The 12859-nt window shown below is 43.1% G+C and carries 11 protein-coding genes and 1 riboswitch; of the genes, 3 read left to right on the forward strand and 8 right to left on the reverse strand.

What is annotated here, in order from left to right:
* Positions 1 to 87 precede the first annotated feature (87 nt).
* Genes CD004_RS02250 through CD004_RS02260 form a run of 3 tightly spaced genes read right to left on the reverse strand, consistent with a single transcriptional unit; the run spans position 88 to position 1484 of the window.
* Positions 88 to 837, reverse strand: a complete 750-nt coding sequence (locus CD004_RS02250; protein ID WP_102261284.1) for a hypothetical protein — start codon at positions 835 to 837, stop codon at positions 88 to 90.
* A 15-nt stretch (positions 838 to 852) separates the two neighbouring features.
* Positions 853 to 1278 carry a hypothetical protein gene (locus CD004_RS02255; protein WP_102261285.1) on the reverse strand — a complete coding sequence of 142 codons (426 nt, stop codon included), beginning with the start codon at positions 1276 to 1278 and terminating at the stop codon, positions 853 to 855.
* 2 nt (positions 1279 to 1280) lie between these two features.
* Positions 1281 to 1484: a helix-turn-helix transcriptional regulator gene (locus CD004_RS02260; protein ID WP_102261286.1), complete on the reverse strand. Its 204-nt coding sequence runs from the start codon at positions 1482 to 1484 to the stop codon at positions 1281 to 1283.
* A gap of 204 nt (positions 1485 to 1688) precedes the next feature.
* Between CD004_RS02260 and CD004_RS02265 the strand changes: the two genes are divergently transcribed.
* Both CD004_RS02265 and CD004_RS02270 read left to right on the forward strand, forming a co-directional pair.
* Positions 1689 to 3908 (forward strand): bifunctional diguanylate cyclase/phosphodiesterase, encoded by a 2220-nt coding sequence (locus CD004_RS02265; protein WP_102261287.1) that lies wholly within the window; start codon positions 1689 to 1691, stop codon positions 3906 to 3908.
* Positions 3909 to 4229: 321 nt separating this feature from the next.
* Positions 4230 to 6410 carry a beta-propeller domain-containing protein gene (locus CD004_RS02270; protein ID WP_102261288.1) on the forward strand — a complete coding sequence of 727 codons (2181 nt, stop codon included), beginning with the start codon at positions 4230 to 4232 and terminating at the stop codon, positions 6408 to 6410.
* Positions 6411 to 6504: 94 nt separating this feature from the next.
* Here CD004_RS02270 and CD004_RS02275 read toward each other — a convergent pair whose 3' ends face one another.
* Entirely contained in the window at positions 6505 to 6933 is a 429-nt protein-coding gene (locus tag CD004_RS02275) for a VOC family protein (RefSeq protein WP_102261289.1), read from the reverse strand.
* Positions 6934 to 7073: 140 nt separating this feature from the next.
* Here CD004_RS02275 and CD004_RS02280 point away from each other — a divergent pair, with 140 nt between their 5' ends.
* On the forward strand, positions 7074 to 7268 hold the full coding sequence (locus CD004_RS02280; protein ID WP_102261290.1) for a hypothetical protein: 195 nt from the start codon (positions 7074 to 7076) through the stop codon (positions 7266 to 7268).
* Positions 7269 to 7357: 89 nt separating this feature from the next.
* On the opposite strand, the gene CD004_RS02285 is transcribed toward CD004_RS02280, so the two are convergent.
* The 4 genes from CD004_RS02285 to CD004_RS02300 all read right to left on the reverse strand — a co-directional run bounded on the left by CD004_RS02285 (position 7358) and on the right by CD004_RS02300 (position 12557).
* Positions 7358 to 8704 carry a GntP family permease gene (locus tag CD004_RS02285; RefSeq protein ID WP_102261291.1) on the reverse strand — a complete coding sequence of 449 codons (1347 nt, stop codon included), beginning with the start codon at positions 8702 to 8704 and terminating at the stop codon, positions 7358 to 7360.
* 99 nt (positions 8705 to 8803) lie between these two features.
* Positions 8804 to 10339, reverse strand: coding sequence for a gluconokinase (gene gntK, locus CD004_RS02290; RefSeq protein WP_102261292.1), 1536 nt, complete (start codon positions 10337 to 10339; stop codon positions 8804 to 8806).
* A complete protein-coding gene (locus CD004_RS02295) occupies positions 10332 to 11060 on the reverse strand; it encodes a GntR family transcriptional regulator (protein WP_102261293.1) in 729 nt (242 codons plus the stop codon). Before CD004_RS02295 ends, gntK begins: the two co-directional genes overlap by 8 nt.
* 618 nt (positions 11061 to 11678) lie before the next feature.
* Complete coding sequence (locus tag CD004_RS02300) at positions 11679 to 12557, reverse strand: nuclease-related domain-containing protein (RefSeq protein ID WP_102261294.1); 879 nt, start codon at positions 12555 to 12557, stop codon at positions 11679 to 11681.
* Positions 12558 to 12665: 108 nt separating this feature from the next.
* Positions 12666 to 12843: riboswitch (Lysine riboswitch) on the forward strand.
* Positions 12844 to 12859 lie beyond the last annotated feature (16 nt).

Raw genomic sequence — 12859 nt, forward strand, 5'->3', positions numbered from 1 at the left:
TCTCACCAAAGTATCGAACCCCCTCCAAAACGCAGTAACAATTAAACTCGCCCCCCAAGCCACTTGAGAGAGTTCAAGTGGCCTTCGTTATACCGTTACCAATCGATCATCATTGATATGGTCCAGTTTTTCTTTTATCAAATCAGCGAATTCATCAGGCTTGTCGATGTAGAATAGCACCTTTTGCACTTCTTTTTCCTGGCCAAAATATCCTCTTGCAATGACGGGTTCCTTGAAGATGATTTCATATTTTGCCTCATCGCTCATCCCGAAAATCCTGGTGAGTGCCCGGGGAAACGCGGTGGCATGGAACACACCTTTTTCATGGATAATCCCGCCGCTGTTATTGTATTTCAGTTTGGCTGGCTGGATTTTTTCAATATCCCTCAAGGGAAAATCCAATTCTCTTCTAACGCCAATTTTAATGTGGATCCGATCCTTCTTCACGAGGATCGGCGCATTCCTCAATAAATTATAATCACCCATTATGTAAAAGACGCTGTAAATATGAAGCAACAGCATAACCAGAGCGATTTCCGGCGCTTCTTTTTTCAAATATATATGGAAGACAATCATCTCGATGACCTGTTCATGGACGAGGGCGAGATAGAGCCAGAAGTAGTTCGACTTTTTATGATAGTAAAAAGTATCTCGTGCAGGAGTCGGGATTTTCCATTTGAAGAAAGCATAAAAAAGGATTTTCATTTCTTTTTTGTAGATCAGCAGTAACGGATTCTCATTGATTTTTCCTTTCCGGTATAAAAGAAACAAATGTACAAGAAAGGCTTCGAAAAGCACAACAAGAATGATGCCCGTCACAATCAGGCGCGTCTCCATAAAAATTCCTCCCGTTTACGAGTATCGTTTCATTTGGAACCAATAGATCAGGTACTGCACAACTCCCATGAAGATGAACAGAATGATCGGCAAATACGGAATGTGATTGAAATAAGCGGTTAGGGCAATGGCGACTGGAATCGATAGAGCAAAGAAGATGTACACTTTTCTCGTTGCCTTAAAAGTCAGCCACTGCAAACCCTCATCCTCTTCGCGCATTTCCATCGGGATGATGCGAGGTTTTATCGGATTTTCAGGATTGCGTTTGTTATAGAGTGGAATGACCGCAATCATGATCAGAATCGGTATCCCCAAAACCATCGGGTCAATGGTAAGCCAGGCTGGAACATACTCCGAATAGTGGTTGCCAATCATGATGATACCCAACCCCAATACAAGGACAATATTGAATAACGGTGATTGAAACGTTCTTTTTAACACGGTTAATTCTCTCCTTCTAAGCGAAATACTTCTTCGACCGATACCTCGAAGGCAGCTGCTATTTTTAATGCGAGGGTGACAGAGGGAGCGTAGTCGCCTTTTTCGATCAATCCAATCGTTTGTCTCGTCACGCCAATTTTGTCCGCTAGTTCTTGCTGTGAAAATCTGAATCTTGCTCGGAATTCACGAACAGAGTTTTTTAACATTTACAAGTTTACTCCTTTGGTAATATTTGTTTATTCACCCTAAATGTAATATATCCTTTGCATTTTGTAAACTATTTTTTACATTATCGTCTTTATGAGTTGTTTTATTAAACAACGTTTCATCCTAATCTAATAAAACTAGTCCAATATACTCAACTGTTAAAAAATACCTGTATAACCATAGTAAGGGAGTGCCGATAAGGCATGTATATACATAAAATGTTGAAGGACGGGGTGACTGCAATGCAGCCGGATTTGAATAACAGTTCTCTTTTTGAGGTATATAAATCCTTATTTGATTATAACCATGATGGGTGCTATGCCCTTGATATGGAAGGGAATTTTATTGTTTTTAATGAAGAGGCGGTAGCCATAACGGGTTATACCATTGATGAAGCAATGGAATTGAACTTTATATCGATTCTCCATGAGGATTATGTTGAGGAAACGATCGAGCATTTTAAACGGGTCACAAGAGGACAACGTGAGAAGTTTGAAACGGTCATTTTAAGGAAGGGGACAGGTGAGCGTGTCAATCTGATGATCACAGCAGTGCCGATTAAGGTTGGAAATGAAATCTTGGGAGTTGTGGGTTGCGCACAGGATATCACAGAAAAAAAGGAGCTCGAGGCATTGGTGAGCGGCCAAAACCGGATCCTTAAAATGATGGCAAAGGGAGCTGGTTTTCAGGAAGTTCTTGATGAAATAGTATTTTTCATCGAGAATTTCACGGACGGCGCACACTGTTCCATCCTGATTGCGGATCAAGAGAGAAGGAAATTGCACCATGGATCATCTCCCCATCTGCCGCCAGTATATAATGCAGCAGTTGATGGTATGCCAATTGGTCCTACGGCTGGTTCCTGTGGCACGGCGGCCTTTTTTGAAAAATCCGTAGTCGTGACAGATATTGAGAACGATCCATTATGGGAGCATTACCGCGAACTGGCTCTTCCCTATGATTTGAAGGCTTGCTGGTCTTCCCCAGTTTTTGACGATGACCATAGGGTGATTGGCACATTTGGCATGTATTATTGCAATACGAGGTCTCCACGCGAGAAGGACCGGAAAATCATTGAAAAAGCAACAGACCTCACCAGCCTTGTGATTCAGCACTATCGGGCAAAAGAAAAAATTGATTTTATGGCGTATCATGATGCGTTGACCGGGCTGGCGAACCGCAGACGGTTTGATGAAAGGGTCCAAAGTGCCATTGCAGAGACAAATCTGGAACAGGAAGAAAAAATGAGTCTGATGTTCCTCGACCTCGATCGTTTTAAATACGTGAACGACTCTCTTGGCCATTCGATTGGTGACCGGCTGCTTGTGCATGTTTCTGACAAATTAAAAGATTGCCTGGGAGATGGTGACTTGTTCTCGAGACAGGGAGGGGACGAGTTCACTATTTTACTAGAGCATACGACGAAAGAAAAAGCCGAAGCTGTGGCCCGTAACATACTCAAGGCATTAGAGGAGCCTTTTGTAATTGATGGTACAGATATTTTCATCTCAACGAGTATAGGCATGAGCTTTTACCCAGATGATGGTGAGGAAGTTGACATGCTGTTGAGCAAGGCAGATGTCGCGATGTATCAGGCAAAAAAGCAAGGGCGCAATAATTACCAGATGTATGATGTGTTGCTTGATCGAAAAGCATTTGAAAGGCTTCAGATTGAAAATGAGCTCCGCAAAGCGCTCGAGCGTAATGAATTTGCGCTTAATTATCAGCCGATTGTAAACTTATGCAAGAATGAGATCAAAGGGGCGGAGGCGCTTATCCGCTGGCAAAATGACAGAGTTGGTAATGTATCACCAGATCATTTCATTCCGATCGCGGAAGAAACGGGATTGATTATTCCGATTGGTGAGTGGGTGCTGAAAACCGCCCTGCTTCAGCTCAAGGAATGGCACGAAAACGGAATGGATGGGTTGACGGTATCGGTGAACTTATCGATTCGCCAATTTTATCAGCCTGATTTGATTCCGATGATAAAGGAAACTCTTGAGTTAGCCGGAGTCGAGCCGAGGTACCTGACAATCGAGATTACCGAAAGCATGACGATGGATGTTGAAAAAGCAAGCGTGATCCTTCATGAGCTGAAGGGACTTGGAGTGAATATCTCGATCGACGATTTCGGCACAGGCTACAGCTCGCTGAGTTACCTGAAGAGATTCCCGATAGATCATTTGAAAATTGATCGTTGCTTTGTGAAGGACATCGCCGACAATAAAAGCGACGAAAATATCGCCACAACGATTATTCTGATGGCGCATAACCTGGGATTGTCCGTCATTGCAGAAGGCGTTGAAACAGCAAACCAGTTAGGAGTATTGAAACAGCACCGCTGCAATGAAGCGCAAGGATATCACTTCAGCAAACCCGTTCCAGGAGAAGAATTTCCTGGAATTAAAGTTCCTTCGTGATTCGGAGGAACTTTTTTTATACAAGCCAATTGGAAAAAAACAAGCGGAATTTCCAGTTCGCTATATAAATTAGAAACTCGCTATAAAAAGGAGATTCTCGCTATAAAAATAAATAAGTTGCTATAAAAAAGATATTTTCGCTATACAACTTCATTTTTCGCTATAAAAATTTTTCAAGTAAAGTTGAACATGGTATCTCAAATGCATTCTTTACAAAGTTACCCGCTTTTTCATTAGAATTCTTCCTGAATTGTAATTTTCAGGTTAAAACCTGAAACACCAGAGAGCAATCCCCGTCTAATTTTTCAAAGGGGCTGAAAAATGATGAAAAAATGGTGGTTATTAAGCGGTTTGTTGCTCGTTGCAATAGTAGCGGTGGCTTTTTATTCTTTATCCCAGTTCAAGGTAGTCAATGCGTGGGAAGAGGAGCATGTGGTCCTGCCGAATAAGGTGTGGAAGCTAGAGTTTTCTGAGAAAATCTCTGAAGAAAGTCTTGACCCTGATTTGGTTTATGTGATGAATGACAGCGGAGAGAAGCTCGACACGAAGCTGGAGCTGGGTGACGACCAGAAAACCATTTACATCCATCCTCCGAAAAACGGTTATGACCTCAAAGCGAAGGAGTATACCGTTCATTTTAAAAAAGGAATTAAATCTGCGCTTGGCAGAGAGCTGAACTCTGAGCACAACTGGAAGTTCATTGTAAAAGAAACGCTTCCGACTGTTGGCTCACAGGAGAATCTGGCGAGTTATTTTGAAGAGATCATAGAGGAAGAGAAAGAGGCCCGAAGCTGGTTTGGCGGATTGAAGGAATCCTTCTCGGCTGGTGAGGATAAGGCGACGGAGGAGTCAGTGGCTGCTGATAAGTCCGGTGGCGGCGGAGATGTTTCTGAAACGAATGTGCAGGTGCAGGGTGTAGATGAAGCGGATATTGTCAAAACGGATGGGAAAAGCATTTTCCAGGCTGAGCATAACAAGGTTCGGATCATTCAAGCGGTTCCTGGTACGCAGATGAAGGTTTTATCGGTCCTGCATTTTGATGAGAATTTTTCACCAAGTCAGCTATTCCTGCAAGACGATCAACTGGTGGTCATTGGCCATCAGTACAACGAAATATATAGGCCATATGAAGATGTCGCTAAGGACTCGTTGATTGCTCCGATGATGCAGTTGACGACAATCATTGTCTATGATGTTAAAAATCCTGCTAAACCGAAACAGGTTCGTGAAGTTAAAGTGGAAGGTCACTATGTTTCGGCGAGGAAGGTGGAGAACCTTGTCTATCTCATCACGCAGCATTATCCGGATTACTGGCTGCTGAAGGAAAATAGGAAAATTGATATCAGGCCGAAGTTCACTGACACTGCTTATGATTCAAAGGAAAGAACGATTGATTATGATGATATTCATTATTTCCCAGAGTCACGCCAGCCGAATTATACATTGATTGCTGCGCTTGATCTTGACAAACCGAAAAAGAAAGTGGCCATGACCACGTATTTGGGCAGCGGAAACCAGCTGTATATGTCCAAGGAGAGCCTCTACCTGGCTGTCGAGAATTATGGCGATATGGAGCGGAAGGATCGAGGTGTGATTGCGCCGGACACCGATGTCCATAAATTTGAGGTTAAGGGCCTGGATGTAAAATACCACAGCTCCGCCACCGTGCCAGGTACCGTGCTGAACCAGTTCTCAATGGATGAACACAATGGCTATTTTCGCGTGGTGACGACGAAAGGCTATGCGTGGGATGAACAACGTCCTTCTAGCAATCATCTCTATATTTTGGATAAAAATTTAAAGGAAACAGGGAAAATTGAAGATTTGGCGCGCGGGGAGAGAATCTATTCAGCAAGGTTTATGGGTGATCGGATCTATATGGTTACTTTTAAAGAAACAGATCCGCTGTTTGTATTCGATGCAAGCGATCCAGCTAATCCAAAAGTGCTCGGCGAATTGAAAATCCCGGGTTTCAGCAATTATCTGCACCCATATGATGAAAACCATATCATTGGATTTGGTCAGGATACGAAGATTGTCGCTGAAAAAGGAGCCTCGCAGCCGCGTATCCTCACAGATGGAGTTAAAATCTCTTTGTTCGATGTCAGTGACATGTCCAATCCGAAAGAGAAATTCACTGAGATTATTGGCGGCAGGGGTACCTATTCTCCGCTGAATCATGACCATAAAGCACTGCTGTTCAATAAAGACAAAGACATTTTTGCCTTCCCAATTTCGGTTTACCTAAACAGCGAGAAGAACGAATACGAGCAAATCTTTGAATATCAGGGGGCCTATGTATATAGTATCGATCCTGCGACCGGATTTAAGCTGAAGTCTAAAATTACCCACATTAACGGCGACATGCCGTATTACGAAGAATGGGAGCACCAAATCCAGCGCCTGCTTTATATCGGTGACACATTGTACGCCCTGTCTGCTGAAAAAATTACAAGTCATAAAATGGGCAGCTATGAGAAGGTAGCGGAGTTGGAATATTAAAAAAGGAGGCACTTCTGCAATTGAACCGCAGAAGTGCCTTCTCGTTTTATTAACTGCTGAGTCCTTCAGTATTCTGCAGCCCGATTCTGCACCCTTAGTGTTTGGGATCCTGCAGCCCCTCAGTGTTCTGCAGCACAATTCTCCAACCATCTGGGTCGGCAATCGTGACACCGGCATTTATCCAATATGGGTTTTCCGGCTCGACCTCCGGGTAGCCCATGTCATGCAGCCGCCCGGCGATTGCGTCTCGCGCTTCCTTGTCAGGAATGTAGAAGACTAATAGATTGTCTTCTGTCGGTGCGGGGCAGGGGCTGCCATGTTCATGCTGGGTAAATTCCAGGTGGTAGCATACACCCGGCAGGCCGAGCATAACACCATCATACCCATCATGCTTCTCGAACCCACCAACCACTTCAAGCCCAACACCATCTCGGTAAAATTCAACGACCTTTTTTAGCTGATCCGTTGGCCGTGCAATCCTGAATTGAACGGCAGGCATTTTTTTAGACCAAGGTTTCTTCATCTTCAGCACCTCGAATTAATTCTATAGGTTTATTATATAATGAAGAAACACCTTTGAGGTCGGAGATAGGAATGAGAATTCCTCAGACTTTCGATGTAGTTTGTTATAATTAATATGATATTAAATTAAGAGGTGTTTACATGACCCTTGGTCTTGTTTTAGTCATCATTATTCTCATGGGAGCACTGCTGGCAACATTGTTATTGTCCGGCAAGGGAGACGAAGAATATAGCAAAGCCACGAAAAAGAACACGACGAATCTCACAATAATTTATGTGGTGGTTATTTTGTTATCATTCATAGCCGTTGGGGTTTATATTAGGTGGTTTGTGTAGGAGTGCGGATACAAGTTCGAAAACAATGCGAAACTACTTTTGTTCATAAAAAAGGTCAGCCTCTCACAACGAAAGGCTGACCTCTTCTTTTATACAAACAGGCTAAGCAATAAGATAAATCCTAATCCTGCTACTGAAATAATCGTTTCAAGCAATGTCCAAGTTGCGAATGTTTCTTTCATGCTAAGACCGAAGTATTCTTTGAACATCCAGAAGCCTGCGTCGTTCACGTGTGATGCGATCAAGCTTCCTGCGCCAGTTGCCAGTACGACAAGGGCAAGGTTAACGTCTGTCTGGCCAAGAAGCGGGATGACTAGTCCGGCTGTTGTTAATGCTGCAACTGTTGCTGAACCTAGAGAGATACGAAGGATGGCTGCGATGATCCAGGCAAGCAGGATAGGTGATAATGTAGTATCTTTGAACAATTCAGCTACATAGTCGCCAACGCCTCCATTGATCAAGACTTGCTTGAATGCGCCGCCACCACCAATGATTAACAGCATCATGCCGATGTGAGAGATGGCCGTTGTACAAGAATCCATAACAGTTTTAATAGGGATGTTACGCGCGATTCCCATTGTGTAAATCGCTACAAGCAGGGATAGTAACATCGCAGTTCCTGCATCACCGATGAATTGGATGGCTGCTAGGAAACTATTATCCTCAAATCCCATTGTTTTTTGCAGTAAAGAAATGATTGTCGCGATAGACATTAAAATAACTGGTAATAGTGCTGTGAAAACGCTGATACCGAAACCTGGTGTTTCTTCAAGTTTGAATGTCTTTTGTTCGCCTAAAGAAGCGATGTTTCCTGTCTTGTTAAAAGATTCAGGTACAAGTTTTTTAGCGATTTTCGTAAATACTGGACCTGCCAAAATGACAGTTGGAATTGCAATGATAAAGCCATAAAGCAAAACTTCACCAATGTTTGCGCCATACTCACCAGCAATGACTGTTGGTCCTGGGTGAGGAGGGAGGAAGCCGTGAGTTACAGATAAAGCGGCAGTCATTGGAATACCAAGATACAAAATGGAAATCTTTAATTCTCTTGAAATCGCAAATACGATTGGAATCAATAATACTAAACCTACTTCGAAGAATAGAGCAACACCGATAATGAATGAAGCAGCAACGACTGCCCATTGGATGTTCTTTTCACCAAATTTGTTCACTAGTGTCATAGCGATTCGCTGGGCCCCGCCGGAATCGGCGATCAATTTACCAAGCATCGCACCAAGGCCGAAAATCAGTGCTAGGTGGCCAAGTGTTCCGCCCAAACCGGCTTCGATTGTCTTAACAATTTCGGTTAACGGCATGCCAAGTGCCAAAGCGACACCAAATGATACGATGATTAAGGAAATGAATGTGTTGAGCTTGAAACCCATGATTAATAATAATAAGGCTAAGATACCAATTGCTACAATAACCAATGGCATTGTAATTTCCCCCTATATGTCTATAGTTCCCGCTTTTAGCAGGGTGTTTCCTCTGTAAAATAAAGCGCTAACATTTTTGATAGAGGAATAATCATCCTCTTATTTAATCAAGCCTCTTTGATAGTTGGCGATTCTTGAATAATCTTGTTCCAAAGCTCGCGATAAGCTGATGAAAATCGGCACGAGCTGCCTGTATTCTTTTGCCGCTTCTTCATTCGGCGTATGCTTGTGAGTGCTGCCGATCATGTCTGAAACAGCATCGAACGAATTAATTTTATCTGTTGCATAAAGACCGAGAATGCAAGCGCCCAGGCAAGAGCTTTCGTAGCTTTCAGGAACGACCACCTCGATGTCGAATATGTCGGACATCATCTGGCGCCACACATCTGACCTTGCGAAGCCGCCTGTAGCCTGGATTCTTGAAACAGGGCTCTCCATCGCTTCGGTAAGCGCCAAGAAGACTGTATATAGATTGAAAATGACACCCTCTAATGCCGCACGGATCATGTGCTCTTTTTTATGGGACATCGTGAGTCCGAAAAATGAACCACGGACATCTGGATTCCATAAAGGGGCACGCTCACCTGCAAGGTAAGGATGGAACAATAATCCTTCCGCCCCAGGCCTTACTCGCTCAGCAATCTTTGTTAAAACATTATAAGGATCGATTCCTAAACGCTTTGCCGTCTCGACTTCTGATGCTGCGAACTCATCGCGGATCCAGCGAAGGACCATCCCGCCGTTATTGACAGGGCCGCCGATGACCCAGTGATTCTCGGTCAGGGCGTAACAGAAGATACGTCCTTTTTCATCCGTTTGCGGCTCGTCGATGATCGTGCGGATCGCCCCGCTTGTCCCGATTGTGACCGCAATCTCGCCTTTGCCAATCGCATTGACGCCGAGGTTGGAAAGAACGCCGTCACTCGCGCCGATGACGAACGGAGTTTCAGGGTCAATCCCGATTTGCTTTGCTAATTCTGGATTACAATTGGTGAAAAACTTAGTTGTCGGAACTAGCTCGGATAATTGACTTTTTGTGATTCCCGCAATTTGCAGGGCCTCTTCATCCCAATCAAGCTTTTTAAGATTCATCATCCCCATCGCTGACGCAAGCGAGTGGTCCACGACATACTGGTCAAAGAACTTTTTAAAGATAAATTCCTTGATGCCGATGTATTTTTTCGCCTTGTTGGCGATTTCGTGACGCTCGTTAACGATCCATGTGATTTTACTTAATGGCGACATCGGATGAATCGGCGTTCCGGTGCGCTTGTAAATTTCGTGACCATTGAGTTCTGTTTTTATTTTATGCGCCCAAGCTTCACTGCGGTTATCCGCCCAGGTAATGCACGGTGTAAGCGGCTCATCATTTTCATCAATGGCGATGACGCTGTGCATCGCGCTGCTGAATGAAACGAACGCCAGCTTTTTTTGCTGATTGTGTTTCATGATTTTTGTTATGGCTGTAAGGACCGCCATGTAGATTTCTTCAGGATCCTGCTCGGCTGTGGAAATATCCGGTGTATAAAGTGGGTATCCAATGTTCTCCTGCTGGATGACCTCGCCTTTTTCACTGAATAGGACAGCCTTGGTACTAGTCGTACCAATGTCGACCCCTAACATATACTCAGTCACTTTTCTCCACTCCCTTGGAAAGCGTTTGCTGCGATATCCAAAGGTCGTCAACTTTACCTTGAACATCATCAAAATTTTGGTGTAAGGATTTAATCATCAGTTCGCGATTCTTTGTTTTGATGGCTTCAATATAAAGCTCGTGATTTTCGAGGATTCGGTTGAAATCTTCGTATTTTTCTTCGATTCTTGCCCTCATCGATAACAGGATGAAAGCTTCCATTACAGGCTTCGTGTTATCCCAGATCATCTTGATGTAGGAATGGTTGATGGCCCGGATGATCGTTTCATGAAAAAGTACATCCTGGAGGCTAAACTCGTCGGCATCCTTGTACTTGATGGCGATTTTCATCATTTCGAGAATCTTGCTCAGTTCAACTACCAAATCAGTTGTATCTATTTTAATAAGTCGTTCAAAAACAAATGATTCAATCAATAAACGTACATCGTAAATCTCTTCGATATCTTTTTCAGTCAGGCCGATGACCACAGCGCCCATTCTTTCCAGGCGAATCAAATTCTCTGATGCAAGAATTTTAAGAGCTTCACGAATGGGTGAGCGGCTTACGTTAAAATCAGCAGCCAGTTTATTTTCAGATAGGATGGCACCGCTTTCAACCAGTCCAGAAATGATTTGCATTCGCAGCTCACTCGCGACACGGTCTCCAGTTGAGGCCTTAGAAAGCCATTTTTGGGGATAAAGAAATTCGCTTTTTTTCGTCATTTCCTCACCTTCCTAATTAATCAAGTATACTTGTATACAAGTATTATAAAACGAATCTGCAAAATTGCAAGCGTTTTCTATTATGATTATTTTGCCAAATTTTTAGAATTTGATTCGGGGAGGAGGGCTTCGGCTGCCAGGAAAGTAATACTTGTGTCACTCAATAGGAGTTAAAAAGGACTCTATAAGGATAGAGTAGTAATTTGTACCCTGACAGGAAATATAAAGAAGGGAAAAGTGCCCGGTTAAGGGAAGCAAAGAGAAAACGGGGAACATAAAGAAGAGAAAAATGCCCGGTTAGGGAAAGCAAAGAGAAAACGGGGAACATAAAAAAGAGATAAGTGCCCGGTTAAGGGAAGCAAAGAGAAAACGGGGAACATAAAGAAGAGATAAGTGCCCGGTTAGGGGAAGCAAAGAGAAAACGGGGAACATAAAGAAAAGAAAAATGCCCGGTTAGGGAAAGCAAAGAGAAAACGGGGAACATAAAGAAGAGAAAAATGCCTGGTTAGGCGAAGCAAAGAGAAAACGGGGAACATAGATTAGCCAAGTGGAGAAAAACTCCCCTCTTGGCTAATATTGTGGTGAATTTTATTACTCGTAATAAGTAGATTTGCTATCTCATCTGATGGAAAGTTTGCTTTTTAAAACCCTTCTAATAGATTTCTTTGGCAGGTCACCATTGGTCCAATCATAAATGGTCGTTGTGGTTATTTTTTGATCAGGAAAAAGAAATTGGAAACTTTCTAACGATTGTATAACAAGTGAATCAATCGATTCCCATGTGTCGCAATGCCCGCATAAGACCCTCTTTTGTCCAAAACTCTCCAAAAACTCACCGCAAACCTCACAAATAACCCCTTTCCTCAACATTCCAAAATCATAGCTTGGTGTTCTTGAATATGGTGATTTCGTAATATGCAATGACAATAGAGCTTCCCCCAGCTTGGTATGTTTGCTCGTTAATTTTGAAGAGGTCCTATTCATTTTATCCATAAAGCGGTTGAGTTGGTTTGGCAAAGTAATGGGTGATTTTAATGGTGCTTGCAGAAGGGCGAATTCAGGGTTGATGAACACGAGGTGAGGCTCGAGAGGGATGTAGAAGCCCAGATTCTTTAGCAGTTGTTTCAACAGTGCTTCGGCGCGGTTTAGTTGATGGAGGGGATTTTTGGTTTCGTTGCCAGCAATTGTTTTGAATTTATCTCCATCTAGATAATAGTCACCTTCTAGATTTTTCACTTCAAAAAGGTGGAGACGGTCCTGTGTGATTACTAAAGAATCGATTTGAAAAAGGGTGCCATTCACTTCGAGGAGCAGGTCGTTGATAATGAGGCATTCGGCTCTATAGTTGGTAAACCAATGGTCGAATTGTACCTCTCCTTCATAGCCTTTCTCAAGCGTTCGCAGGTTTTGCGCATCTTTCTCTGACAGTTCCATCCGGGCATTAAGGGCTTCCAGGATTACTAATTCTTCTGGTTTGGTTCGTTCTTTTAATATCATTTTCCACTTCCTTTCTTTTTCATTTTAAAAGAATGTCAAATAAAAATCAGTGAACATTCTTGGACATTTATGATACTATTAAGCTAATTTCATATGATCTTATCAGATCGGTGAGGTAGAGGAGCGAATAACAAGAGTAGCCCATCGGAGTATGACATCTTTGATGGTGGGTGAAAGGGTTGTTTGCCGAAGCGTAATCAGGGTCAAACTGGTTACTGCTGGGATGCTTTCTGAACAAGGAGCAGACTGTCATGCGGGGGTTAGTGCATGGAGAACTACTGATCGAAATGGCGGATAACGTA

The sequence above is a fragment of the Mesobacillus jeotgali genome (assembly GCF_002874535.1).
GTDB classification, from domain to species: domain Bacteria; phylum Bacillota; class Bacilli; order Bacillales; family Cytobacillaceae; genus Mesobacillus; species Mesobacillus jeotgali.

Coding starts and splice junctions, on each gene's coding strand:
- CD004_RS02250 (WP_102261284.1), bottom strand. CDS start 837: ATGGAGACGCGCCTGATTGTGACGGGCATCATTCTTGTTGTGCTTTTC.
- CD004_RS02260 (WP_102261286.1), bottom strand. CDS start 1,484: ATGTTAAAAAACTCTGTTCGTGAATTCCGAGCAAGATTCAGATTTTCA.
- CD004_RS02265 (WP_102261287.1), top strand. CDS start 1,689: ATGTATATACATAAAATGTTGAAGGACGGGGTGACTGCAATGCAGCCG.
- CD004_RS02270 (WP_102261288.1), top strand. CDS start 4,230: ATGATGAAAAAATGGTGGTTATTAAGCGGTTTGTTGCTCGTTGCAATA.
- CD004_RS02275 (WP_102261289.1), bottom strand. CDS start 6,933: ATGAAGAAACCTTGGTCTAAAAAAATGCCTGCCGTTCAATTCAGGATT.
- CD004_RS02280 (WP_102261290.1), top strand. CDS start 7,074: ATGACCCTTGGTCTTGTTTTAGTCATCATTATTCTCATGGGAGCACTG.
- CD004_RS02285 (WP_102261291.1), bottom strand. CDS start 8,704: ATGCCATTGGTTATTGTAGCAATTGGTATCTTAGCCTTATTATTATTA.
- CD004_RS02295 (WP_102261293.1), bottom strand. CDS start 11,060: ATGACGAAAAAAAGCGAATTTCTTTATCCCCAAAAATGGCTTTCTAAG.
- CD004_RS02300 (WP_102261294.1), bottom strand. CDS start 12,557: ATGATATTAAAAGAACGAACCAAACCAGAAGAATTAGTAATCCTGGAA.